The 23,037-nt window shown below is 66.3% G+C and carries 22 protein-coding genes and 1 pseudogene; 9 read left to right on the top strand and 14 right to left on the bottom strand.

Going from position 1 to position 23,037, the window contains the following annotated elements; genetic code table 11:
* Positions 1-108: 108 nt before the first annotated feature.
* Both EJC47_RS06100 and EJC47_RS06095 read right to left on the bottom strand, forming a co-directional pair.
* Positions 109-1,236 carry an NAD(P) transhydrogenase subunit alpha gene (locus tag EJC47_RS06100; RefSeq protein ID WP_126846035.1) on the bottom strand — a complete coding sequence of 376 codons (1,128 nt, stop codon included), beginning with the start codon at positions 1,234-1,236 and terminating at the stop codon, positions 109-111.
* 2 nt (positions 1,237-1,238) lie between these two features.
* On the bottom strand, positions 1,239-1,367 hold the full coding sequence (locus EJC47_RS06095; RefSeq protein ID WP_086010570.1) for an aa3-type cytochrome c oxidase subunit IV: 129 nt from the start codon (positions 1,365-1,367) through the stop codon (positions 1,239-1,241).
* A gap of 212 nt (positions 1,368-1,579) precedes the next feature.
* On the opposite strand from EJC47_RS06095, the gene EJC47_RS06090 reads away from it, so the two are divergent.
* Together EJC47_RS06090 and EJC47_RS06085 are read left to right on the top strand one after the other, a co-directional pair.
* Entirely contained in the window at positions 1,580-3,004 is a 1,425-nt protein-coding gene (locus EJC47_RS06090; RefSeq protein WP_126846033.1) for a sigma-54-dependent transcriptional regulator, read from the top strand.
* 89 nt (positions 3,005-3,093) lie between these two features.
* Positions 3,094-3,429 (top strand): hypothetical protein, encoded by a 336-nt coding sequence (locus EJC47_RS06085; protein WP_033965839.1) that lies wholly within the window; start codon positions 3,094-3,096, stop codon positions 3,427-3,429.
* Between the two features lie 35 nt (positions 3,430-3,464).
* On the opposite strand, the gene EJC47_RS06080 is transcribed toward EJC47_RS06085, so the two are convergent.
* The 7 genes from EJC47_RS06080 to glmM form a co-directional block, all read right to left on the bottom strand.
* Positions 3,465-4,349, bottom strand: coding sequence for a bestrophin family protein (locus EJC47_RS06080; RefSeq protein ID WP_126846031.1), 885 nt, complete (start codon positions 4,347-4,349; stop codon positions 3,465-3,467).
* 42 nt (positions 4,350-4,391) lie between these two features.
* A complete protein-coding gene (folP, locus tag EJC47_RS06075) occupies positions 4,392-5,450 on the bottom strand; it encodes a dihydropteroate synthase (protein ID WP_126846029.1) in 1,059 nt (352 codons plus the stop codon).
* Positions 5,451-5,581: 131 nt separating this feature from the next.
* The gene (locus tag EJC47_RS06070) at positions 5,582-6,721 is read right to left on the bottom strand and encodes a site-specific DNA-methyltransferase (RefSeq protein ID WP_126846189.1); all 1,140 of its coding nucleotides are present in this window, start codon (positions 6,719-6,721) and stop codon (positions 5,582-5,584) included.
* A 229-nt stretch (positions 6,722-6,950) separates the two neighbouring features.
* Positions 6,951-7,562: a ribonuclease HII gene (locus tag EJC47_RS06065; RefSeq protein WP_033965841.1), complete on the bottom strand. Its 612-nt coding sequence runs from the start codon at positions 7,560-7,562 to the stop codon at positions 6,951-6,953.
* On the bottom strand, positions 7,555-8,877 hold the full coding sequence (locus tag EJC47_RS06060) for a bifunctional hydroxymethylpyrimidine kinase/phosphomethylpyrimidine kinase (protein WP_126846186.1): 1,323 nt from the start codon (positions 8,875-8,877) through the stop codon (positions 7,555-7,557). Before EJC47_RS06060 ends, EJC47_RS06065 begins: the two co-directional genes overlap by 8 nt.
* A gap of 85 nt (positions 8,878-8,962) precedes the next feature.
* A complete protein-coding gene (locus EJC47_RS06055; RefSeq protein WP_126846027.1) occupies positions 8,963-9,208 on the bottom strand; it encodes a DUF1272 domain-containing protein in 246 nt (81 codons plus the stop codon).
* A 115-nt stretch (positions 9,209-9,323) separates the two neighbouring features.
* Entirely contained in the window at positions 9,324-10,664 is a 1,341-nt protein-coding gene (glmM, locus tag EJC47_RS06050; protein WP_126846025.1) for a phosphoglucosamine mutase, read from the bottom strand.
* Between the two features lie 73 nt (positions 10,665-10,737).
* Between glmM and EJC47_RS06045 the strand changes: the two genes are divergently transcribed.
* Positions 10,738-12,021 carry a dicarboxylate/amino acid:cation symporter gene (locus EJC47_RS06045; protein WP_126846023.1) on the top strand — a complete coding sequence of 428 codons (1,284 nt, stop codon included), beginning with the start codon at positions 10,738-10,740 and terminating at the stop codon, positions 12,019-12,021.
* Entirely contained in the window at positions 12,021-13,016 is a 996-nt protein-coding gene (locus EJC47_RS06040; RefSeq protein ID WP_126846021.1) for an aldo/keto reductase, read from the top strand. The genes EJC47_RS06045 and EJC47_RS06040 overlap by 1 nt, the downstream gene beginning before the upstream one ends.
* On the opposite strand, the gene EJC47_RS06035 is transcribed toward EJC47_RS06040, so the two are convergent.
* Both EJC47_RS06035 and EJC47_RS06030 read right to left on the bottom strand, forming a co-directional pair.
* On the bottom strand, positions 13,013-13,708 hold the full coding sequence (locus EJC47_RS06035) for an NnrU family protein (protein ID WP_126846019.1): 696 nt from the start codon (positions 13,706-13,708) through the stop codon (positions 13,013-13,015). The two genes, EJC47_RS06040 and EJC47_RS06035, sit on opposite strands and share 4 nt — an antisense overlap.
* 65 nt (positions 13,709-13,773) lie before the next feature.
* Positions 13,774-15,572, bottom strand: a pseudogene (locus EJC47_RS06030) (peptide MFS transporter).
* 115 nt (positions 15,573-15,687) lie between these two features.
* Here EJC47_RS06030 and EJC47_RS06025 point away from each other — a divergent pair.
* Positions 15,688-16,266 carry a nitroreductase family protein gene (locus EJC47_RS06025; RefSeq protein WP_126846017.1) on the top strand — a complete coding sequence of 193 codons (579 nt, stop codon included), beginning with the start codon at positions 15,688-15,690 and terminating at the stop codon, positions 16,264-16,266.
* Positions 16,267-16,305: 39 nt separating this feature from the next.
* A complete protein-coding gene (locus EJC47_RS06020) occupies positions 16,306-16,662 on the top strand; it encodes a GntR family transcriptional regulator (protein WP_010406195.1) in 357 nt (118 codons plus the stop codon).
* A gap of 174 nt (positions 16,663-16,836) precedes the next feature.
* On the opposite strand, the gene EJC47_RS06015 is transcribed toward EJC47_RS06020, so the two are convergent.
* Both EJC47_RS06015 and EJC47_RS06010 read right to left on the bottom strand, forming a co-directional pair.
* Positions 16,837-17,673, bottom strand: a complete 837-nt coding sequence (locus EJC47_RS06015) for an arylamine N-acetyltransferase family protein (protein ID WP_126846015.1) — start codon at positions 17,671-17,673, stop codon at positions 16,837-16,839.
* A complete protein-coding gene (locus EJC47_RS06010; RefSeq protein ID WP_126846013.1) occupies positions 17,670-19,391 on the bottom strand; it encodes an acyl-CoA dehydrogenase in 1,722 nt (573 codons plus the stop codon). The genes EJC47_RS06015 and EJC47_RS06010 overlap by 4 nt, the downstream gene beginning before the upstream one ends.
* Before the next feature lie 48 nt (positions 19,392-19,439).
* Here EJC47_RS06010 and EJC47_RS06005 point away from each other — a divergent pair, with 48 nt between their 5' ends.
* Positions 19,440-20,498 (top strand): L-threonylcarbamoyladenylate synthase, encoded by a 1,059-nt coding sequence (locus tag EJC47_RS06005; RefSeq protein WP_185867575.1) that lies wholly within the window; start codon positions 19,440-19,442, stop codon positions 20,496-20,498.
* A 64-nt stretch (positions 20,499-20,562) separates the two neighbouring features.
* Here the strand turns inward: EJC47_RS06005 and msrA are convergent, their stop codons facing one another.
* Positions 20,563-21,108, bottom strand: coding sequence for a peptide-methionine (S)-S-oxide reductase MsrA (gene msrA / locus EJC47_RS06000; RefSeq protein WP_126846009.1), 546 nt, complete (start codon positions 21,106-21,108; stop codon positions 20,563-20,565).
* 66 nt (positions 21,109-21,174) lie between these two features.
* Here msrA and galE point away from each other — a divergent pair, with 66 nt between their 5' ends.
* Positions 21,175-22,167 carry a UDP-glucose 4-epimerase GalE gene (galE, locus tag EJC47_RS05995; protein WP_126846007.1) on the top strand — a complete coding sequence of 331 codons (993 nt, stop codon included), beginning with the start codon at positions 21,175-21,177 and terminating at the stop codon, positions 22,165-22,167.
* 71 nt (positions 22,168-22,238) lie between these two features.
* The gene (locus tag EJC47_RS05990; protein ID WP_126846005.1) at positions 22,239-23,006 is read left to right on the top strand and encodes a helix-turn-helix domain-containing protein; all 768 of its coding nucleotides are present in this window, start codon (positions 22,239-22,241) and stop codon (positions 23,004-23,006) included.
* Positions 23,007-23,037 lie beyond the last annotated feature (31 nt).

The following is a 23,037-nucleotide window of genomic DNA, read 5'->3' as shown; positions in this document are numbered from 1 at the left end:
TCTCAAATTTCAGGATGCTCGCCCGTATCGCAGAGAAAAAAGAAGAAATGCGGGCAGGCTTGCACCCGATCACGGGTAGCGAAACCGGGGCGTGTAGGACAGCAGCGCTCATACCGCCGGGAGCAACCGCGCGTTGACGATCTTGCCGCCTTGCGTCAGCCGGATCGCATCGCCGATCTCGGCATCGAGCACGGGCTTGCCCGCTTCCTTGTCCCAAAAGGCGCTGAGGAAATTGAACAAATTGCGCGAGAACAAGGCCGAGGCATCCGCCGCCAGCCGCGACGCGACGTTGCGGTGGCCGACGATCGATACGCCGTTCACCACCACGGTTTCGCCCGCCACCGCGCCCTCGACATTGCCGCCGCTTTCGACCGCGAGATCGACGATCACCGAGCCCGGCCGCATGCTCGCCACCTGTGCCGCCGAGATCAGCCGTGGCGCGGGGCGTCCCGGAATCAGCGCGGTCGTAATGACGATGTCCTGCTTGGCGATGTGCGACGACACCAGTTCGGCCTGCGCCGCCTGATATTCCGGGCTCATCTCGCCGGCATAGCCGCCCGAGCCTTCGCCCTCGATCCCCGCAACGCTTTCGACGAAGACGGGCTTCGCCCCCAGCGACAGGATCTGCTCCTTGGTCGCCGAGCGCACGTCGGTCGCCGAGACTTGCGCGCCGAGGCGCCGTGCGGTGGCGATCGCCTGCAACCCGGCAACGCCCACGCCCATCACGAACACGCGCGCGGCGGAGACGGTGCCCGCTGCCGTCATCATCATCGGAAAGGCGCGGCCATAGACGCTGGCCGCATCGAGCACCGCTTTGTAGCCTGCGAGATTCGACTGCGACGACAGGATATCCATCGATTGCGCGCGCGTAATGCGCGGCATGAATTCCATGGCCAGCGCTTCGAGGCCCGCAGTGGCATAACCCTCGATCCGCGCGCGGTCGGCAAAGGGGTTGAGCGCGGCGGCGAGCCATGCGCCGGGAGCGACACCGCTCAGCGTATCGGCGGCAGGCCCCTGCACCGCCAGCACGATCTCGGCCCCCGCCAAGGTCGCCGCGCGGTCTCCCAGCGTTGCACCCGCAGCGGCATAATCGGCATCGGCGATCGACGCGGTCAGCCCCGCGCCGCTTTCGACCGCGACGCTCGCGCCGAGCGCGATGAATTTTTTGACGGTTTCCGGAGTGGCGGCAACGCGGCGCTCGCCCTCGGCGGTTTCACGCAGGACAGCGATCTTCACGCTTATTTGCCCGAGATCAGCCACACCACCACGAACGCGATGATGAAGCACGCGATCGCACCATATTTCAGGACAGCAATGACCTTTTCATAGGTCGCGCGGTGAACTTGCAGCTCGCTATCGGCAGCCATCGTTTCTCCCCTCGAAGATCCAGGGTTACCCCCGCTTCGGACCCGTGCTTAGCCCGCGCAGGCTAGCCCCTCAACCCCTCATAGGTTTGTTACAGCGCTACCTTTGTATCGGTCGACTTTGTCCCACCCGTCCCATGACGGGGCGTTTAAGCCCGCTTTCATACCTTGTCGCTATGGCTGGCGGCTGGATTTGGCACGCATTGGGGTAAAGCATGACGCGCAACGGACAGCGCCTGCTGATGTTGATCGACGACGAACCTGCGCAGCGCCGCCTCGTCGCGGCGATCGCGGTGCGGCGCGGTTGGCGCGCGGTGTTCGCAGCCGACGGCGAAATGGCGATCGCGATGCTGGGCACGCCGGACGGGATGCAGCTCGATGCCGTGCTGCTCGACCAATGGGCCCCCGAGGCCGATCCGACCGCCCTCATCGAGGAAATCCGCTCCCGCCGCCCCGATTTGCCGCTGCTGTTGCTGACCGCCAATGGCTCGGTCGCGCAGGCCGTCGCCGCAATGCGCAGCGGTGCCACCGATTTTCTGGTGAAACCGCTCGCGCCCGAACGGCTGCTTGGCGCGCTCGACGCGGCGGTCGCGGGCAAGGCGGCGGGTGAATTGCGACCATTGACCGAAAAGATCCCGGCACTGCTGGCGTTTGACGAGATCGTCGGTTCCGCGCCGGATTTCCGGGCCGCGCTCGCCATCGCTGCCAAAGCGGCGCGGGCGCGCGTGCCGGTGTTGCTGGAAGGCGAAAGCGGCGTCGGCAAGGAAGTCGTCGCCGAGGCGATCCATGCCGCGTCGCCGCGCAACAAGAAGCCGATGGTCGCGGTCAATTGCGGTGCCTTGCCGCCCAACCTCGTCGAATCCGAGCTGTTCGGCCATGAAAAGGGCGCGTTTACCGGCGCGTTCGAACGCAAGATCGGCCGCTTCCAGCTTGCCGATGGCGGGACGCTGTTCCTCGACGAAATCGGTGAAATGCCGCTCGATGCGCAGGTCAAATTGCTGCGCGTGCTGCAATCGGGCGAGATCCAGCCGATCGGCGCACGCCACGTCCGCGAAGTCGATGTTCGCGTCATCGCCGCCACCAACAAGCGCTTGATCGAGGAAGTCGAGGCCGGGCGCTTCCGCGAAGACCTCTATTACCGCCTCAACGTCGTGCAGGTGACGATCCCGCCTTTGCGCGAACGCACCGGCGATATTCCGGCGCTCGCCCGCCATCTGCTCGCGCGGATCGCGCAACAGCCGGGGTTGCGCCAGCTTGGCATCACCGACGATGCGCTCGCCTTGCTGGGACGGTATGACTGGCCCGGCAACGTGCGCCAGCTCCAGAACGCCTTGTTTCGCGCCGCCGTGCTGTGCGACGGATCGGCGCTGACCCGCGCGGACTTCCCGCAGATCGCGGCGCTTGGCGGGCAGCGCCACACCACGCCGACCCCGGTGCCGATGGCGACCAGCGGCGGCGTCACGCTGTTCCATGCCGATGGCAATTTGCGCGCGCTCGAGGAAATCGAGGCCGATGTCATCCGCCTTGCGATCGGCCATTATCGCGGGCGCATGACCGAAGTGGCGCGACGGCTCGGCATCGGCCGCTCGACGCTGTACCGCAAGCTTGGCGAATTGGGGATCGACAACGCCGCAGCCTAACCGCGCCTGTACGATCGCTTCACCGCAAATTCAGGGCCGATGCGGAAATATCCGCAGCGCTGTGTGTTACAGCGTCGAGGAGATTACCCATGTCGAAGAAATCCGTTTTCGCGGCGCTGGCCGCGCTCTCGCTGGTCCCGGCGGCCATGCCGACCATGGCCGTCGCGCAGGATCGTGACGACCGTCGCTATGATCGTCGCGACGATCAGCGGACCTATCGCGGCGAGGACGGCCGTTATTATCGCTGCAAACGCAGCAGCGGCACCACCGGAGCAATCGCCGGTGGCGTTGGCGGCGCGGTCGCGGGCAATGTGCTCGGCGGCGGCGTGCTCGGCACGCTGGCGGGCGGCGTTGGCGGTGCCCTGCTCGGCAAGCATCTCGACAAGAAGCATGACGCGGCACAGAATCGCAAGAACGGCTGCTGATTGTGGTGGGGCGGTAGGCGACTACCGCCCTTTTCCTACCAGAGGATCCCTTTGACGGGACGCATCGGTTCGGGGGCTGGATCGCCCAGCGCTTGCAGCAAGTCGATCTCGATCGTGCGGCACATCGCGCTCAGCGGCACGTCGTGCACGGTATTGGCGAAGGGATCGACCAGATCGTCGCCAATGCGCAGCACCGCGAGGAACATCGCCCCCGCCACGGTCGACCCGATCGGCGTGGCGAATTCCAGCGTTTCGACCAGCCCGATCGGCAGCAGCACGCAGAACAGCCGGGTGAACAGCTCGGGAAAGAAGCGATATTGATTGGGCAAAGGGGTGTTCTTCAACCGCTCCATACCGCCCTGCGCGTTGGTGATATCGACCAGGATCCGCTCGATCGCCGCTTGTTGCACCGTGTCGATCCAGCCGAGCAAGCGCGCATGGTCGATCCGGCGGCCGGTGCCGTCGAGGATGCCATTGGCGGTGTTGGTGCGCGCCAGCGAGGGCTTGGCTTCGTCCGGGGACAGGAAGCGCTCTACCTCGGGCCTGGGGTCCTGCCGCCGCAACTGACAGCGCAGGACGTTCACATAAGTCACATGGCGCAGGATGATCGCGCGCTGCAGATCGCGGCCTTCCGCATCGGGCAAGTAACTGCGCACCGTTCGCGACAGGCTGCGCGAGGCGTTGATCATCGCGCCCCACAGCACACGCCCCTCCCACCAGCGCTGATAGGCCGAGGTGCTGCGAAAGCCGAGAAACAGCGCCAGCGCCGACCCGAACAGCGTCAACGGCAGCGACGGCGCGTGGAAGGGGAGCAAATAATAGCCCACCGTCACCACCACATCCCAGACGAACAGCACGAGCAGCGGTCGCCACACCTCGGCGAAAATCTGGCGCAGGCGCGGGCCGGAATCGATAATCATGGGCGTCTTCCCTCCAACCTGACGGCTGGGTTAGCCGTGCCGCTAGCGTCCGACCAGTGCCCGATCGCGCAAGCCACGCCAGACGCGCACCGCCTGCGCCGTCTCCACGACATCATGCACCCGCAGCAGCTGCGCGCCCGCCGCCACCCCCGCCATCGCCAGCGCGATCGATCCGCCCAGGCGCTCGCGCGCGGGCGCTTCATTGGACAGTGCGCCAATCAAGCGCTTGCGGCTGGCACCCAGCAGGATCGGGCAGCCAAGCCCGTGCAGCAGCGCGAGGCCGTTGATCAGCGCAAGATTGTCCGACAGCGATTTGCCAAAGCCAATGCCGGGATCAACGATGATCCGGGACCGCTCCACGCCGCCCGCAACCACCGCCGCGATCCGCGTCTCGAGCCAGTCGAACACCTCGAGCAGCACGTCCCGATAGCCGACACTGCCATGGCCGCCCTTGGCCGGATCGGGCGAATGCATCAGCACGACCGGGCATCCGGCCTTCGCCACCACCTCCAGCGCGCGATCATCCCACAATAACGCGGCGACATCGTTGACGATCGCCGCGCCCGCACCAAGCGCCGCCTCCATCACCCCCGCCTTGCGCGTGTCGATCGAAACGAGCGTTCCGCTGCGCGCGAGCCGTTCGATCACCGGCACGACACGCGTGATCTCATCGCCTTCCCACACCGTCGCGGCCCCGGGCCGGGTCGATTCGCCGCCAACGTCGATCAGCGCCGCGCCCGCCTCCGCCATCGCCACGCCCGCACTGGCGGCGGCGGCCGGATCGTCATGCACTGCGCCGCCGTCCGAAAAACTGTCGGGCGTCACATTGAGGATGCCCGCCACCAGCGGCTGATCGAAGCGCAACGTCCGCTCGCCCAGCACCAAAGGCGCGCGCGGCGCGGTGATCGCGGCGTGGAGCCGGGTGGCGCGCTCGTCGCGCAGCAGCGTGGCCAGATCGGCCACGGGCACGGTGCGCCGCCGCCCATCCTCAATCACTTCATAAGCGGAGAACCACAGCATCCCGCCCGCCAGCCGCGCGACCGCGCCGTCGCGATCCACCGGGGTGTCGACGAACTGGATCGGGCGGAGGTGGAGGGTCATGCGCTTTCCTTACCTGCTTCCCCGGCGAAGGCCGGGGCCCAGTTGAGGAATGCCAATAGGAGAAGGCAGCGCGTCGTTACAGCCACCTTCGCAACTGGGCCCCGGCCTTCGCCGGGGAAGAGCCGATACGCTTAAGGCTGGGTCGCCAGCAGATAGGTCTGGCGCAGCACGTCGATCGGCTTCAGCCCCTCGGGCGTTTCATAATGCCAAAACGTCCAGCCGTTGCACGCAGGCGCGTTCTGCAGCGTCGAGCCCAATTTGTGGATCGACCCGACCGCGCCGCACACGCTTTCCAGGCTGCCATCGGCACGCACCAGCGCGCGGTGCTTGCGCTTGGCATCGCACAGCACATGACCCGCCGTCAGATACCCATTTTCGACCAGCACGCCAAACGCCACTTTCGGCGCGGCCTTGGGGCTTTGCATCGTCTTCAGCGACGATTCGTCGAGCGGGAGCGCCGCAGCAATACGCTCGCGCGCGGCGGCGATATAGTCGTCCTCGCGCTCGATGCCGATCCAGCGCCGTCCGAGCCGCTTGGCCACCGCGCCGGTCGTGCCGGTACCGAAGAACGGATCGAGCACCACGTCGCCCGGCTTGGTGCAGGCGAGCAGGATGCGATAGATCAACGCCTCGGGCTTCTGCGTCGGATGAACCTTGACCCCGTCCTTCTTCAGCCGCTCCTGCCCGCCGCACACCGGAAATTCCCAGTCGCTGCGCATCTGCAATTCGTCGTTCAGCGTCTTCATGCTGCGATAGTTGAAGGTGTATTTGGCCTTCTCGCCCATCGACGCCCAGATCAGCGTTTCATGGGCGTTGGTGAAGCGCGTGCCCTTGAAATTGGGCATCGGGTTGGCCTTGCGCCAGACGATGTCGTTGAGGATCCAATAGCCGAGATCCTGGATCGCGGCACCGACCTTGAAGATATTATGATAGCTGCCGATCACCCAGATCGCGCCATTGTCTTTCAGGATCCGCTTGGCCTCGACCAGCCATTCGCGCGTAAACTTGTCATAGGCGCTGAGCGAATCGAACTTGTCCCATTCGTCGGTCACCGCATCGACATGGCTGCCATCGGGCCGCGACAGGTCGCCGCCGAGCTGCAGATTATAGGGAGGATCGGCGAAGATCAGGTCGACCGATTTGGCGGGCAACGCGCGCATCGCCGCGATGCAATCCCCCTGCAGGATCTGGTCGAGCGGCAATTCCGCCATCGGCACGCGCGGCACCGTGTCGAGCTTCGTCCCGACCCTGATCTTTTCCAAAACGCCCATCATGCCCGCCTTTATTCGCTGTCGCGCGCATCCCTGCGAATGTGGGGACTCCCGTCAAGCGAACATTGGTTAACGAAAACCTCTGCCAAATCGTTAACAAGGCGGAACATTTCGGGAAGCAGGGCAGATGTTGAGTCCGGAGTTATCCACAGGCCCAACCGCTGGGGTGTCGCCGCGAGGACTCACTTGCGATAAAAAAAGATGGCCCCGGAACGAATTCCGACCCGAATCACACCAGCAGCGTTTCCCGCGCGCGATAGGCCTCCGCGACCGGCGCGAAGCTGCGGCGGTGGAGCGGACACGGGCCATGCTCGCGCAGCGCGCGCAAATGGTCGGGCGCGCCATAGCCCTTGTTGCTGTGCCAGCCATACTGCGGATGCGCCTCGGCATGCGCGAGCATGATTGTGTCGCGGGTATGCTTGGCGATGATCGAGGCGGCGGCGATCGACAGGCTGATCGAATCGCCCTTGACGATCGGGGTCGCGGCAAAGCCCCATTTGGGCAAGCGGTTGCCATCGACCAGCACATGCCCCGGCGCGCAGCCAAGCGCCTCCACCGCCAGCGTCATCGCCTTCATCGTCGCCCAATAGATGTTGAGCGTGTCGATCTCCTCGGCCTCGACAATCCCGATCCCGACGATCGCGCAGGCACGCAACCGGTCATGCAGCCGCGCGCGGTCGGCATGGGCCAGCTTCTTCGAATCATCGATACCGCGTGGGATACCCTTGGCCGGCAGGATCACCGCGGCGGCAACCACCGGCCCAGCCAGCGGCCCGCGCCCGGCCTCGTCCACCCCGGCGACAGGCGCAAGGCACAGTTTCTCGTGTTTCAGGCTAGGCATCGCGCAAGCGCCATGGCGGATAGCGGCGGTTTTCGCCAGCTTGATAGAGGCAGACCGCATTGCCTGCGGGATCGCGCAACCGCGCCTCGCGCCAGCCCCAGGGCTGGTCGGTCGGCGGCTGGTCGAACACCACCCCCGCCGTCTGCAAGCGCGCGACTTCGGCGTCGAGATCGGCGCATTCGAAAAACACTGTCGGTTCCGCGCCTTGCTCGATCGACAGCGTCGCGCCGCCCGGTGCCTCGAACCGCGCATAATGCGCATCGTCGGTAGCAACGATCTGGGTAAGGCCGAGCGTGCGGTAGAAATCGCACGAAGCGGCATAATCGGACAGACCGAGCGTGATCTGGTTGAGCCGCCGCTCCGGCCCGATATCGAGCCGCACCGCCTGATGCCCCATTGGCCCATGTCCGCCGCCAAGGCCGGGGGCATCGTGCAAGGCAAGCCGCACAAAGTGCCGCGCGCCAGCGATCGCTGCGGTGAGCGACTGCCCCTGTGCCAGCAACGTCGCGATCGCCGAGGCGAGCGTGCAGCCGGTACCGTGCGTGCTGCGGGTTTCGATTCGCGTGGCAGACCAGGACGCGACCTCGCCTTGGGGGCCGATCAACCGATCGACGATCTCGTCCCCTTCGCCATGCCCGCCTTTGACGAGCAAAAATCCCTCTCCCAGCGGGAGAGGGAAGGGGCCCGCGCCGAAGGCGTGGGAAGGGTGAGGGTCTGCTCCAGCCGCCGGGTCACCCTCACCCTTCCGCCGCTGCGCGGCTCCCTCCCTCTCCCGCTGGGAGAGGGATTTTTGCAGTGCCTCCAGTTCCGGCAGATTCGGCGTCACCACCGTCGCGATCCGCATCAACCGCTCGAACGCCGCAATCGTATCGGCATCGGCCAGCACATCGCCGCTGGTCGCAACCATCACCGGATCGAAGACGATGGGGATGCGTAAGCCCCTCCCTTTCAGGGGAGGGGTTGGGGGTGGGGCCGTGCCTATAGTGGGCGCATCCGGGGAGAGGCCCCACCCCAACCCCTCCCCTGAAGGGGCGGGGCTAAGGCGTTCGAGATAGTCCACCACCGCATGCGCGGTCGCCGCCGAGCCGATCATCCCGATCTTCACCGCATCGACCCCAATGTCCGACACGCACGATTCGATCTGCGCGATCACCATCTCGGTCGGCACCGGCAGCACCGCCTGCACGCCCAGCGTATTCTGCGCGGTGATCGCGGTGATCGCGGTCATCGCGTGGCCGCCGAGCATCGTCACGGTCTTGATATCGGCCTGGATGCCAGCGCCCCCACCCGAATCCGACCCCGCGATGATCAGGATGCGCGGGACAAAGCCCCCCTCCCGCGCGCGGGAGGGGTTGGGGGAGTGGCTGTCTTGGTCGGGGAGGTTCGTCACAGGCCCTCCCCTACCCCCTCCCGCGCGCGGGAGGGGAATTAAACCGGCGCACGGTGCTCGCCGGATGCCGCGCCAGCGCGTCATCGACGCGCGCCGGACGGTCCATCAATTCGCCGCCGCAATTGGGACAGCGATCGTCGAGCGCTTCGGCGCATTCGGCGCAGAAGGTGCATTCGAACGAGCAAATGAACGCGCCCGCTTCATCGGCGGGCAAATCCACGCCGCAGCGTTCGCAATCGGGGCGCATTTCGAGCATTTCGTATCTTTCTCCCCTCCCGCTTGCGGGAGGGGTCGGGGGAGGGCTGTCGCGGACGGCACGGGATGACATGCCCTCCCCCAGCCCCTCCCGCAAGCGGGAGGGGAGGACGAAGTTAGCCAGCCGCCACGCGCACAGCGTCACAAATGCGATCGACCACCGCCTCGACCTGGGCGGGGTCATCGCCCTCCGCCATCACGCGGATAACGGGTTCGGTGCCCGACGGGCGGATCACCAGCCGGCCCTTGCCCTTCAGTTCGGCCTCAGCCTGCGCGATCACCGCCTTCACCGCCTCGGCCTCCAACGGCTTGCCGCCCGCGAACCGCACATTCTTCAGCAATTGCGGCAATGGCTCGAAGCGGTGCAGCAATTCGCTCGCCGGAGCCCCGGCCCACACCAGTTCGGCCAGGATCTGCAGCGCCGCGACGAGCCCGTCGCCCGTCGTCGCATAATCCGACAGGATGATATGCCCCGATTGCTCGCCGCCGACATTATACCCTTGAGCGCGCATCGCCTCGAGCACATGCCGATCACCGACCGCGGTCCGCACCAGGCCGATGCCCTGCGCGGCGAGATGTCGCTCGAGCCCGAGATTGGACATGACCGTCGCGACCAGCCCACCATTCTTCAACCGCCCGCTGCGCGCCCAGCCGCTAGCGATCGTCGCCATCAACTGGTCGCCATCGACGACATGGCCCTTTTCGTCGACCACGATCAGCCGGTCGGCATCGCCATCGAGCGCGATGCCGAGCTGCGCGCCGCTTGCCACCACCGTCTCGCACAGGGTTTGCGGCGCGGTCGAGCCGACGCCGTCATTGATGTTCTTGCCATTGGGCGTCACGCCGATCGCAACGACATCGGCCCCCAATTCCCACAAGGCAGTCGGCGCGACACGATAGGCCGCGCCGTTGGCGCAATCGACCACGATGCGCAGGCCATCCAGCCGCAGATTTTCGGGAAAGGTCGATTTGGCGAAATGGATATAGCGCCCCTGCGCGTCATCCACGCGCCGCGCACGGCCAATTTCGGCGGCAGCCGACAGCGCGATATCCCCGTCGATCAGCGCCTCGATCGCGGTTTCGTCAGCATCAGACAGCTTATAGCCATCGGGACCGAACAATTTGATGCCATTATCGAAGAAGGGATTGTGGCTGGCCGAAATCATCACGCCCAGATCGGCGCGCATCGACTGGGTCAACATGGCGACCGCAGGCGTCGGCATTGGCCCCAACAGCACAACGTCCATGCCCACGCTGGTGAAGCCCGCCACCATCGCCGATTCGAGCATATAGCCCGACAGGCGTGTATCCTTGCCGATGACCACGCGGTGCTTGTGGTCGCCGCGGCGGAAATGCGCACCGGCCGCCATACCGACCTGCATCGCCATCGCCGCGGTCATCGGGGCTTTGTTGGTCAGGCCACGAATCCCATCAGTCCCGAAATATTTTCTTGCCATCAGCCCTCATCCATTGGGTTATGCCCGTATCTTCAGAGGTGCCTGATAGCGCCGCTTACGGATAAGGGCGAGTATGTCTGCAACGTTGAATAGCCCGTCGACACGGATCCTCGTGTCGCTGGGCGCTGGATTACTCCTTGGCATTGCTTTTGCCACCTGGCTGCCGGCTGCAGTGCCCGGAGCGACCGCAGTGGCGCAACCGATCGGCTCGGCCTGGCTCAACGCGCTGCAAATGACCGTCATTCCGCTGGTGTTCTCGCTGCTGGTCACCGGCATCGCGTCGACCGCCGAGGCGGCACGCGGCGGCGCAGTCGCGGCGCGCGCGATCAGCATCATTCTGGTGGTGATGGTCAGCAGCGCGGTCGCGGCGGCGCTGCTCACGCCGCTGTTCCTCGGCCTGGTGCCGATGCCCGCCGCCTCCGCCACTGCCTTGCGCGGCGCGTTGGTGAATGTCGGCCCGCCGGGCGCGGTGCCGCCGCTCGGTGAGTTTCTGGCGGGGATGGTACCCAATAACGTCATCGCCGCCGCCGCCAATGGCGGCTTCCTGTCGCTGATTCTGTTCGCGCTGATCTTCGCCTTCGCCCTTACCCGGATCGACGCCACGGGCCGTACCGCGTTGCTGACCTTCTTTTCCGCGATCCGCGACGCGATGCTGGTGATGATCGGCTGGATCATCTGGATCGCGCCGATCGGTGTGTTTGCGCTCGCCCTGACCGTCGCCGCCAAGACCGGGACGGCAGCGGTCGGCGCACTGTTCCACTATATCGTGACGGTGTCCTCGGTCGGGATCGTGGTCAGCCTGTTTGCGGTGCCCGTCGCCATCTGGGGCGGCCGCATGGCGCTTGGGCGGTTCATCCGCGCCTCGCTGCCGGTGCTGGCGGTCGCGCTCAGCACGCAATCCTCGCTCGCCAGCTTGCCCGCGATGTTGCGCAGTTCGGAAGAGATGGATGTACCGGTGGCCACTTCGGGCGTGGTGCTGCCGCTCGCCGTTGCGATGATGCGCGCGACTGGCCCGGCGATGAACCTGGCGGTGGCGATCTATGTCGCGGCGTGGTTCGGCGTGCCGATGACCTTCGCAACGCTGGCGGCAGCGACCGTGGTCGCCGTGCTGACCTCGCTCGGCTCGGTCAGCCTGCCGGGGCAAATCAGCTTCATCAGCGCGATTGCGCCGATTGCGGTGACGCTCGGCGTGCCCGTCGCCCCGCTTGGGCTGCTGGTTGCGGTCGAGACGATGCCGGATATTTTCCGAACCCTCGGGAACGTCATCTTCGATCTGGCGGTTACGCTGACCGTGGCAGCGCGTGGGGACAAGGTCCCGCTATCCGCCGCCGACACCTTCCTGCAGGAACACCATTGATGAAATATCGCACGCTTGGCCCCGATCTGAAGGTTTCCGCGCTTGGCCTCGGCTGCATGCCGATGGCGGGCGTCGGTGCCAATATGTACGGCGCGGCAAACGAAGCCGAGAGCATCGCCACGATCCACCGCGCGATCGAGCTGGGCGTGACGCTGTTCGACACCGCCGAAGTCTATGGTCCGCTCATCAACGAGGAGCTGGTCGGCCGCGCCATCCGCGGCAAGCGCGACCGCCTGGTGATCGCGACCAAATTCGGCTTCCGCTTCGGCGACGACGGCAAGGTATCCGGTGTCGACAGCACCCCCGCCAACATCCGCCGCGCGTGCGAAGGCTCGCTCCAGCGGCTTGGCATCGACACGATCGACCTGTTCTACCAGCACCGCGTCGACCCGAACGTGCCGATCGAGGACACTGTCGGCGCGATGGCCGAGCTGGTGCGCGAGGGCAAGGTCCGCTTTCTTGGCCTGTCCGAGGCGAGCGCCGCCACGCTGCGCAAGGCAGCGGCAGTGCATCCGATCGCGGCGCTGCAATCCGAATATTCGCTGTGGGAGCGCGATATTGAGGAGGAGATTTTGCCCGCCTGCCGCGAACTCGGCACCGGTTTCGTGCCCTATAGCCCACTCGGGCGCGGTTTCCTGACCGGTCAGATCACGTCGCGCGACGATCTGCCCGAGGGCGATTATCGGCGCAACGACCCGCGCTATTCGGAAGAGAATTTCGCGGAAAACCTCAAGATCGTCGATGTCGTCAAGCAGATCGCCGCCGCCCACGGCGTCAGCGGGGCGCAAGTCGCGCTCGCCTGGTTGCTGGCACAAGGCGACGATATCGTGCCGATCCCCGGTTCCAAGCGCCGCGCGACGCTGGAGGACAGCATGGCGGCGGTGGAGGTCAGCTTGACCGCCGAGGATCTGGCCGCGCTCGACCGCGCCGCGCCGCGCGGCGGCACGGCGGGGCCGCGTTATGGGGCCCCGATGATGAAGATGGTGCGGCTCTAGCGGTAAACCCAGCGCCATAGCCCCGCCGCCACGCCGGCGATGGGGATATGCGCCCAGGTTGCGGCCAGCCAGATCACTACCCCGCCCGCAAGGTCATGCGGGCGGAAGCCGCCGAAGCGCGCGCGGCGCTGCGCGATGGCGAGGAACGGCCAATAGCTCGTCTTGCGTTCCCAATCGCGCCACAGATCGGGTTGCAGCGCCTCCTTCTTGCGGTCCTGCAGCGCCGCGCCGACCAGCGCCAGCACGATAATCGCCACCGCGACGATGATGTTGGCGGCGATCGGATAGACCGCGATGTGGCACAGCCCCCACAAGGCGAACGCCCACAGCATCGGGTGCCGCGTGATGCTGAACACCCCGCGCGCGGTGGCGGGCGCGGCGGCAATCGGTGGCCCGGGCAACGCGGGATTGCCGAGCAGAGATCCCATCAGCAGCACGCTCGCCAGCAGCATCACCAGCGTCACCGGCCCCCAAATCCCCTCGCCCACCGCCCAGAGCGGCGCGGTGGCAGGGGCGGCCCGATAGGCATGCGCCAGCCAGCCCAGCGTGCCGAAGGCGACCAGCGCGTAGATCCCCATGAACCCGTTCGCCCCGACCGCCTTGACGATCGGGCTGCGCAGCGGATGCGACAGCAGGAAATGCGTCCCCACAAACGCCACCGCCGCCGCGGCCACCTGTTCCAGACCGTCCACTCGCGCTTCTCCCCCGTTGGTTTAGCCTAGCTCCATACACCGCCGCCCGCGAAACACCCACACGCTCAGTCGACCCCGTGCATCAACCGCTTTAGCCAAGGCGATATCACGAGCAGCACGATGCCTGCGCCGATCGTCAGTTCGCCACCGGTCATGAAGGTCGCGAGATAGGTGTTGAGCGCGAGCTCGGGATTGGTCACTTGCCCCCCACCGTCTGCACCGCCGCCGCCTGCGCGGCCGCCCCGGCGAGATATTCGCCAACCGAGATCGACAGATACCACACCCCCATCATCATGCCGACGATCCGCCCGATCGACAGCTTGGTGATCATCGACATGCCGACCGGCGAGATGCACAATTCGGCGATCGAGTGGAGAAAATAGGTCAACACCAGCCACCATAGCGACACGCGGAACGCGCCGTCAGCGGTCGATCCGCTCAGCGCGAGCACGACAAAGCCGAGGCCAACCAACAGCAGCGCCAGGCCGAACTTGACCTGGATCGACGGCTCCCAGCCCTTCTTGGCGAGTGCCAGCCACAGGAAGCTCAGCACCGGCGCGAAGCCGACGACGAACAACGGGTTGAACTGCTGCGTCGTCGCCGCCGACATGGTGATGCCGAAGATCGACAGATCGGTGTTGCGATCGGCGAACAGCGTCAGCGACGAAGCAGCCTGCTCGAACAGCGTCCAGAAGGTGACGTTGAACACAACCAGGATGATCGCCGCGAGCATCATCTGGAACTCTTGCCTGTTGCCGACCCGTGCCGCCCAGATCGGAATGCCGATCACCGCGCCAAGGAAGGCGACGAACAGCACTTTGCCGAGGAACGGCGTCGCCGCGATATAACCGGCGAGACCGCTGCCCGCCGCCGCGACCGGCGCGGTCATCACATTGTGAAAGACGAACCAGAACACCGCCACCGAGGCGAGGGCGAGCCCATAGATTAGCGGCGCGCGGTCGCGCCCCGACTGGACCGGTGGCTCGCCATAGCCCGCAAGGCGTCCGCCATCGAACTGCGTCATCGCCCAGCCGACCACCTGCACCGCGGAAACGATGAGGAACCCTGCCCACCAGCCGAACAGCTCGACCAGCAACGGGCAGAAAATCTGCCCGAGGATCGAACCAATGTTGATCCCGGCATAGAAGATCGTGAAGCCCGCGTCGCGGCGTCGGTCGTCCTTGGCGTAGAGCGCGCCGACGATCGTCGCGATATTGGGTTTGAAGAACCCGTTGCCGATCACAATCAGGCTGAGCGCGAGCAGCAGCAAACCGGTGTAGAAGGGCGAACGATCGGCACCGGAGCTGAACGATGCGGCAGGCACGGTACGAGTGACGGTCTTACCGTCGAGCAGTTCGACCGACCCGTCGGACAGGCCGTGGATCGTCAGCGTCTTGCCGCCGACCTGCACCGTCTGCGGCGCGTCGCTCGTCCCCATGACGGTCGCAGCGGGTGCCTGCGCAACCGCATAGCGCTGGCCATCGATCGTCGCATAGGGCGTGCCTTGCGGCCCTCCAAAGCACAGCAGCAAATAGCCGACCGCCATCACCAGCGCGCCGAACTTCACCGCGCGCTTCGAGCCAAGATAGCGATCCGCCAGCAATCCGCCGACCACCGGGGTCAGATAGACCAGGCTGAGATAACCGCCGACGATGCCGCTCGCTTCGTGATCGGCCATCAGGAAATGCTTGGTGAGATAGATCACCAGCACCGCGCGCATGCCGTAGAAGCCGAAGCGCTCCCACATCTCGATCGTGAACAGCCGCCGCAATTGGCGCGGATGGCCTAGCCACGTGAGCTGGGCCGGATCGACGTGGCTGATATCCGGCTCTACCGGACTGTTCGCGGTCGGCGTTTCTACCATTATGTTTCCCTGAAAGGCATATCGGCACCGATTGATCCGGCACCCGTTGGTTGCAGGTGAGACTAACGCCTCGGGCGGAGGTGTAAATACGCTAGCACCCGGCTACAGGAGCCTCATGCTCAACGACCGCACCAGCCCGCTCTCGCTCCTCGCCACCCGCCGCTCGGGCCGCCCGCGCGATCTGGTCGCGCCCGGCCCCGATGCAGCGCAGCTTGACCAGATCCTGGAAATCGCCGCGCGCACGCCCGACCATGGCAAGATCGCCCCGTGGCGCTTCGTCGTGGTGGGGCCCGAACAGCGCGACGCGCTCGCCACGGTGATCACCACGGCCTATCGCGCCGAACGCCCGCAGGCCGCCGCGACCGAAATCGCCGCGCTCGAACAGTTCGCGCAGCAGGCCCCCACGCTCGTCGTCCTGCTCTTCTCGCCACGCACCGCCAGCCATATTCCGCTGTGGGAGCAGGAACTGTCGGTCGGCGCGGTGGGCATGAACCTGCTGCACGCAGCCCATGCGTTGGGCTTTGCCGGGGGCTGGCTGACCGGCTGGCCGAGCTATTCGGACGCGGTGCGCGATGCCTTCGGCGCAGCGCCGGAACGCATCGCCGGATTCTTCTTTGTCGGCACGCCCAGCCGCCCGCTGGAAGAGCGCCCCCGCCCCGATCTGAGCGCGATCATCACAAAGTGGGAGGGGTGAAGCACTGGACAAAAACGTCGCTTGCTGTATTAGGGTAGCATGACAGCCCTGAACAGCGAAGACAGCCCGGTCTATATCAAGCTGCGCGGCACCATTTCCGCGGCGATCCTGCGCGGGGACTTTCGTGCCGGCGACCAGCTTCCCTCGGTCCGCGCGCTTGCCGCCGAACATGGTGCCAACCCGCTGACCGTCGCCAAGGCCTATCAAAGCTTCCAGGACGATGGCTATGTCGAGGTGCGGCGCGGCGTCGGCATGTTCGTGCTGCCCGGGGCCGCCGAAAAGCTGCGCGCGGCCGAGCGCGAGCATTTCGTCAAGACCAGCTGGCCGCGCATCGCCGCGCATATCGACCTGCTCGGGCTCGATGCCGCGGATCTGCTGGAGCGCGAAAAGGCCTGAGCGCCCGCACCCGCTCCGTTCGCCCTGAGCCTGTCGAAGGGCACCTCTCCCCGCGCGAACGCCGCGCCTGTGGAGAGCAGGTCTTCGACAAGCTCAGCCAGAACGGATGAGGGGGAGCGCCCCGAACGGACCAGTGCGTTCGCCCGAACGGAATGAGGGCCACCGCCTCGTCCGCTACGCCTCCACCACCCCCAACGCCGCCACCTCCTCGGCGCTCAGCGTAATCCCGAACATCATGCTCAGCCGCATCCGGTAGACGCGCGGATCGGTGATCGTCGCTTGCGTTTCCTCGCCCCCGGCGCGGCGGCGGTAGCGCGCGTCGGTCAGCGACGCCAGGCCGTTGGGCAGCACGACGCTGACCACGCCCATCTGGCGAAAGCGACTTTCGGGCGCGGTCGACGTCCAGTGGTTGCTGAGCGCGAGATCGGTGGCATGCACCGGCACCGCCGCAAAGCTATATTGCGGTTGAAACCCACTGCCGGTGCCGCGCCCATCGGTGGTCGCGGGGTCGCCGTCGCGCAGCAGCATCCAGCCATGCGCGTCGTGCTGCTCGAGCCGGAAGGTCGCGCCATCGGGCGCGGTCACTTCTGCCCCGGCGATCAGCGGCATTGGCGGGGTGTAGCTGCCGCCGAATCCGGCATCGGCGATCCATGTCTCATCGCCGAGCGTCACCAAACTGAAGGTGTGCGTCAGCGGCGGTACATCGCTCGCCCCCAGCCAGACCCGCGCGAGCACCGGGCTCGCGACGAAGCCCAACGCCGCCAGCGCATCGAGGAACAGCCGGTTATGCTCGAAACAATAGCCGCCGCGCCCCGCGCGCACCAATTTGGCGAACACAGCATCGCTGTCGATCGCAATCCCACGCCCCAGCAGCACATCGAGATTTTCAAACGGAATCGCCAGCCGGTGCGCGCGCTGCAGCGCCGCCAGACCGTAGGAATCGACGGTCGGGCGTGCTGGCAGGCGGATACGGGCGAGATAGCCGTCGAGATCGAAGGCGGCGTCGCTCATGCGGCAAATGCCTCGGCCGTGACCGAATAGAGCACATCCGCCTTTGCCGTCGCCGCCGCCTTCAGCCCCAGCGCCTCGGGCACGATCTGCGCGACATAGAAGCGCGCCGCCGCCACCTTCATGCTCAGGAAAGCGCGGTCGCCCTCGGCGGTGGCAGCGATCCGGCCCGACCGCTCCATCAGCCAGCCGCACACCGCGACCGACAGCATCGTCAGGAACGGATAGCTCGCGGCCAATTTGTCGTCCGCCGACAGCCCCGCCATGCCGCGCCCGATCTCGTCGCACGTGTCGATCAGCGTGCGCAGCGCCGCATCCTCGGCCTCGCCGCGCATATCGGCGATCAGGCGGGCAAACACCCCGCCATTGTCGAGCCCGAGCTTGCGCCCGACCAGATCGGCCGCCTGAATGCCGTTGGTGCCTTCGTAGATCGGGGTGATGCGCGCATCGCGGAAGAACTGCGCCGCGCCCGTCTCCTCAATATAGCCCATGCCGCCATGCACCTGGATGCCGAGGCTGGCGACTTCATTACCGATGTCGGTGCCATGCGCCTTGGCGAGTGGGGTCAGGATATCGAGCCGCTCCTGCCCGCCGGCTTGGCCCAGCGTCGCGCGGTCGACTTGGCTCGCGGCATAATAGACCAAGGCGCGCGCCGCCTGGGTCTGCGCCTTCATGCGCAGCAGCATCCGGCGCACATCGGGATGCTCGACGATCTTGACCGGCTCGGCACTGCCCGATCCGGCGCGCGCGCTCTGCACGCGCTCCAGCGCATAGCCCACCGCCGCCTGCGTTGCGGCTTCCGCCACCTGCACCCCCTGCAGGCCAACATTGAGCCGGGCATTGTTCATCATCGTGAACATCGCGCGGATTCCGCCAAACTCGCCACCGATCAGCTCGCCGATGCAATCATCGTTATCGCCAAAGCTCAGCACGCAGGTCGGCGAAGCGTGCAGCCCCATCTTATGCTCGATCGACACCACGCGAACGTCGTTGAAAGCACCCGGCGTGCCATCGGCGTTCAGCCGATATTTCGGCACCAGGAACAAGGAAATCCCCTTGGTCCCGGCGGGTGCCCCCGGCGTGCGCGCGAGCACGAGGTGGACGATGTTGGGGGCCATGTCATGGTCGCCGAACGAGATGTAGATCTTGGTGCCCTTGATGCTCCATTTGCCGTCGCCGAGCGGCTTGGCCTGGGTGCGCAAAGCACCGACGTCCGAACCCGCCTGCGGCTCGGTCAAGTTCATCGTGCCGGTCCATTCCCCGGTGGCGAGGTGTGGCAGATACTGCGCCTGCTGTTCGGGGCTGCCATGATGCGCCAGCGCCTCGATCGCGCCGACCGTCAGCGTCGGGGCGAGCGCAAAGCCCATATTGGCGCTGCCGAGCGTATCGAGCACCGCGGTCTGGATCGCAAAGGGCAGGCCCTGCCCACCGAACTCCTCTGGGACGCCGATCGTGCCCCAGCCGCCTTCGACATAATCCTGATAGGCCTTCACGAAGCCTGCGGGCATCACCACGCCGTCGGGCGTCCATTTCGCGCCGACGGTGTCGCCCGCGCGCAGCAGCGGTGCCCATTCGCCCGCCGCGAGTTGCCCAACGCCTTCCAGCACGGCATCGACAACGTCATCGCTCGCAGCGGCGAAGCGGTCGGTGGCGGCGAGATCGGCAATGCCGACGACATGATCGAGCACGAAGCGCTGATCGGCGGTGGCGGGGGTGAACATCGGGCATCCTCTTATGCAACAGGCTTTGCCCGGCTATAGCCCGCGATAATGACCACGCCAAACCCGCCTTGCGAGACGCAGACCTTACCCTACGGCGCGGCTGCCATCGCCGCCGCCGCCGCGCTGATCGCGGAGGGCCAGCCCGTCGCGATCCCGACCGAGACGGTCTACGGCCTTGCCGCCGACGCCACCGATTCGCACGCGGTCGCGCGGATTTATGCGGCCAAGGGACGCCCGAGCTTCAACCCGCTGATCGTGCATGTGCTCGATCTGGCAGCCGCGCAGGCGATCGCCACGTTCGATGATACCGCGCTGGCGCTGGCATCGGCGTTCTGGCCGGGACCGCTGACGCTGGTGCTGCCGCTCCGCGCCGATGCCGGGATTGCCGCTTTGGTGACGGCGGGCCTTCCGACGATCGCGCTGCGCGTCCCCGCCCACCGCGCGATGCGCGCGCTGCTCGCCGCCACCGCCAAGCCGCTCGCCGCGCCCTCGGCCAATGCCAGCGGCGCGATCAGCCCGACCCGCGCCGAGCATGTCGTTGCGAGCCTCGGCGGGCGCATTCCGCTGGTGGTGGACGATGGCGCGACCGAGGCGGGGCTCGAATCGACGATCGTGCTGGGGCGCGAGATCCTGCGACCGGGGCCGATTACGGCGGATGCGCTGGCTGGGGTTCTTGGCACCCTCCCAACCCCGGACGACCACCCCGGCGAACGCCGGGGCCCAGTTGCGGGCGGGGAATCATTGCGTGCAGCACCCGCCACAACCGCCGTCTCTCCTGGGCCCCGGCTTTCGCCGGGGTGGAGGGAGGGGGCAACAATCGTCGCCCCCGGCCAACTCGCCAGCCATTATGCGCCACGCAAAGCGCTCCGCCTCAACGCGACCGAAGCGACGCAGGGAGACTATCTGATCGGCTTCGGCACAATCGCGGGCGACACCAACCTGTCGCCCACCGCCAACCTCATCGAAGCCGCCGCCAAGCTGTTCGACGCGCTCCATTTGGCCGACGCATCACCGAGCACGACCATAGCGATCGCGCCAATCCCGAACGACGGCATCGGCGAAGCCATTAACGACCGTCTGCGGCGCGCGGCGCACCGCGACACCTGACACCGTCCGCGTCCTCCACGCCTCTGCGCGAACAAACCTTCTGTTCGCGCAGAGAGAACAAGCCCTAAGCGCTCACCGCCGCCTTGGACCGCGCGGCGAAGCTCTTGCGCAGCTTGGCGAGCTTGGGCGGGATCACCGCCAGGCAATAAGGGTTCCGCTGGCCTTCGCCTTCCCAATATTGCTGGTGGTAATCCTCGGCCGGATACCATTCGCCCATCGGCTCGATCGTGGTGACGATCGGGGCCGGCCAGTCCGCCACCGCGCGCGCCTTGGCCGCCTCGGCCTCGGCGCGCTGCGCATCATCCGCCGGGAAGATTGCCGAGCGATATTGCGTGCCGACGTCATTGCCCTGGCGGTTGAGCTGCGTCGGATCATGCGTTGCAAAGAACATGTCGAGGATGTCGCCATAGGACACCTGATCGGTATCGAAAGTCACGCGGATCGCCTCGGCATGGCCGGTATCGCCCCCGCACACCTGCTTGTAGGTCGGATGCGGAACGCTGCCGCCAATATAACCGCTTTCGACGCGCTCCACGCCGATCACGTCCTTGAACACCGCCTCGGTGCACCAGAAACATCCGCCTGCCAGGGTTGCGACTTCGCTTGCCATCATTCGCTCCTCGTTTAGGGCTGCAAGATAGGGACGCGGGGCCCGGACAAAAAGAGCGAGGGTAGAATGCTGGACGGATCGGTACTGGTAACGGGCGGAGCGGGCTATATTGGCAGCCATGCGGTGCTGGCGTTGCTCGATGCGGGGCACCGCGTCGTGGTGTATGACAATCTCAGCACCGGCTTTGACTGGCTGGTCGACCCCCGTGCGACGCTGGTGCGCGGCGAGATCGAGGATGATGCGCACGTCCGCGCGACGCTGGGCGACCACGGCGTGCAGGCGGTGATGCACTTCGCCGGATCGATCATCGTGCCCGAATCGGTCAGCAATCCGCTGAAATATTATCGCAACAACACCGTCGCCAGCCGCGCGATGATTGAAAGCGCGGTGGTTTCGGGCGTGAAGCACTTCATCTTTTCCTCGACCGCCGCAACCTATGGCACACCCGCCAAGGTGCCGGTGGCCGAAACGGACCCGACCGTGCCAATCAACCCCTATGGCACCTCCAAGCTGATGACCGAGGCGATGCTGCGCGATGTCGCCGCCGCGCATCCGATGAACTATGCCGCCTTGCGCTATTTCAATGTGGCGGGGGCCGATCCGCAGCAGCGCAGCGGGCAATCGACCATCGGGGCGACCCACCTCATCAAGATCGCGGTAGAGGCGGCGCTCGGCAAGCGCGAGACCGTCGGGGTCTATGGCACCGATTACGACACGCCCGATGGCACTGGCGTGCGCGACTATATCCATGTCAGCGATCTGGCGGCGGCGCATGTCGCGGCGCTCAACCTGCTGATCGCCGAACCGGGCAAGAGCCACACACTGAATGCCGGTTATGGCAAGGGCTTCTCGGTGCTCGAAGTGCTCGATGCGGTCGACCGCGTGACCAACCGCAAGCTCAACCGCGTCATCGAGGGCCGCCGCGCGGGCGATGCGGGAGAACTGGTCGCCGACAATCGCGCGATCCTGGCGACGCTCGACTGGACGCCCCAGCGTGCCGATCTCGATCTCATCGTGCGCGATGCGCTGGCGTGGGAACGCAAGTTGGGCGATCGCTAGACCGCCGCGCGCACCCACGAATTTTTGGGGGTAGTCGCACTACCGTCCGCGACCTAGGCCAAGGCATGGAGATGCCGGGGAAAGACGCCTTTTGGGCGCTCACCGAAAAGGAAAAGCAGACGCTTCGTCTGATCGTGCGCGGGCATGACGCGAAATCGGTCGCGCGCAACCTTGGCCTGTCGGTCCATACAATCAACGAACGCCTGCGCGATGCGCGGCGGAAGATGGCGGTTTCGAGCAGCCGCGAGGCCGCGCGCCTGTTGCTCGACGCCGAGGGCAGCGCGGGGTTTCCGCCCCCCGATTTCTTAGGGGACGTGCGAATCGGGGACGACGCGATCGACTCCCACGACGATCAGGACGGCGTGCCGGTGGTCGGCGCGGGGCGCACCTACCGCCCCACCTCCCGTCTGATCGGAGTCGTTCTCATGACGCTTGTCCTGTCCCTCCTGGTGCTTGTCGCGCTGCCGCAGAGACCCACGACCGCGCCGCCAACCGCGACCACTGCACCGGCACATGCCGAGGCGGTGGCGGCGGCGCTCAACTGGCTCGACCTTGTCGACCATTATGACTGGGACGCGAGCTATCGCGGCACCGGCCCGGCGTTCCGCAAGCAGAACACGTTGCAGGTCTGGTCGCGGACCTCGCAGCAGGTTCGCGTGCCGCTTGGCGCGGTGATCTCGCGGGGATTCGTCAGCGAGGAGGACGTCCCGGCACCGCCGGCCGGCTATACGATGGTCAAATTCCGCACCAGCTTCGCCAACAAGGCCGACGCGATCGAAACGGTCACGCTCGACCGCGTCGATGGCCGCTGGCAGATCGTCGGGGTAACCATCGGCTGATGGCGCGCTCCCCCTCCCGCACGCGGGAGGG

The organism is Sphingomonas sp. TF3, assembly GCF_003985085.1.
Taxonomy (GTDB): domain Bacteria; phylum Pseudomonadota; class Alphaproteobacteria; order Sphingomonadales; family Sphingomonadaceae; genus Sphingomonas.
This window is presented reverse-complemented; position numbering and strand designations above follow the sequence as displayed.

What these genes read in the sequence shown, in the direction of transcription:
- EJC47_RS06095 (WP_086010570.1), bottom strand. Translation starts at nt 1,367, where the DNA reads ATGGCTGCCGATAGCGAGCTGCAAGTTCACCGCGCGACCTATGAAAAG.
- EJC47_RS06090 (WP_126846033.1), top strand. Translation starts at nt 1,580, where the DNA reads ATGACGCGCAACGGACAGCGCCTGCTGATGTTGATCGACGACGAACCT.
- EJC47_RS06085 (WP_033965839.1), top strand. Translation starts at nt 3,094, where the DNA reads ATGTCGAAGAAATCCGTTTTCGCGGCGCTGGCCGCGCTCTCGCTGGTC.
- EJC47_RS06080 (WP_126846031.1), bottom strand. Translation starts at nt 4,349, where the DNA reads ATGATTATCGATTCCGGCCCGCGCCTGCGCCAGATTTTCGCCGAGGTG.
- folP (WP_126846029.1), bottom strand. Translation starts at nt 5,450, where the DNA reads ATGACCCTCCACCTCCGCCCGATCCAGTTCGTCGACACCCCGGTGGAT.
- EJC47_RS06070 (WP_126846189.1), bottom strand. Translation starts at nt 6,721, where the DNA reads ATGGGCGTTTTGGAAAAGATCAGGGTCGGGACGAAGCTCGACACGGTG.
- EJC47_RS06065 (WP_033965841.1), bottom strand. Translation starts at nt 7,562, where the DNA reads ATGCCTAGCCTGAAACACGAGAAACTGTGCCTTGCGCCTGTCGCCGGG.
- EJC47_RS06055 (WP_126846027.1), bottom strand. Translation starts at nt 9,208, where the DNA reads ATGCTCGAAATGCGCCCCGATTGCGAACGCTGCGGCGTGGATTTGCCC.
- glmM (WP_126846025.1), bottom strand. Translation starts at nt 10,664, where the DNA reads ATGGCAAGAAAATATTTCGGGACTGATGGGATTCGTGGCCTGACCAAC.
- EJC47_RS06045 (WP_126846023.1), top strand. Translation starts at nt 10,738, where the DNA reads ATGTCTGCAACGTTGAATAGCCCGTCGACACGGATCCTCGTGTCGCTG.
- EJC47_RS06040 (WP_126846021.1), top strand. Translation starts at nt 12,021, where the DNA reads ATGAAATATCGCACGCTTGGCCCCGATCTGAAGGTTTCCGCGCTTGGC.
- EJC47_RS06025 (WP_126846017.1), top strand. Translation starts at nt 15,688, where the DNA reads ATGCTCAACGACCGCACCAGCCCGCTCTCGCTCCTCGCCACCCGCCGC.
- EJC47_RS06020 (WP_010406195.1), top strand. Translation starts at nt 16,306, where the DNA reads ATGACAGCCCTGAACAGCGAAGACAGCCCGGTCTATATCAAGCTGCGC.
- EJC47_RS06015 (WP_126846015.1), bottom strand. Translation starts at nt 17,673, where the DNA reads ATGAGCGACGCCGCCTTCGATCTCGACGGCTATCTCGCCCGTATCCGC.
- EJC47_RS06010 (WP_126846013.1), bottom strand. Translation starts at nt 19,391, where the DNA reads ATGTTCACCCCCGCCACCGCCGATCAGCGCTTCGTGCTCGATCATGTC.
- EJC47_RS06005 (WP_185867575.1), top strand. Translation starts at nt 19,440, where the DNA reads ATGACCACGCCAAACCCGCCTTGCGAGACGCAGACCTTACCCTACGGC.
- msrA (WP_126846009.1), bottom strand. Translation starts at nt 21,108, where the DNA reads ATGGCAAGCGAAGTCGCAACCCTGGCAGGCGGATGTTTCTGGTGCACC.
- galE (WP_126846007.1), top strand. Translation starts at nt 21,175, where the DNA reads ATGCTGGACGGATCGGTACTGGTAACGGGCGGAGCGGGCTATATTGGC.
- EJC47_RS05990 (WP_126846005.1), top strand. Translation starts at nt 22,239, where the DNA reads ATGCCGGGGAAAGACGCCTTTTGGGCGCTCACCGAAAAGGAAAAGCAG.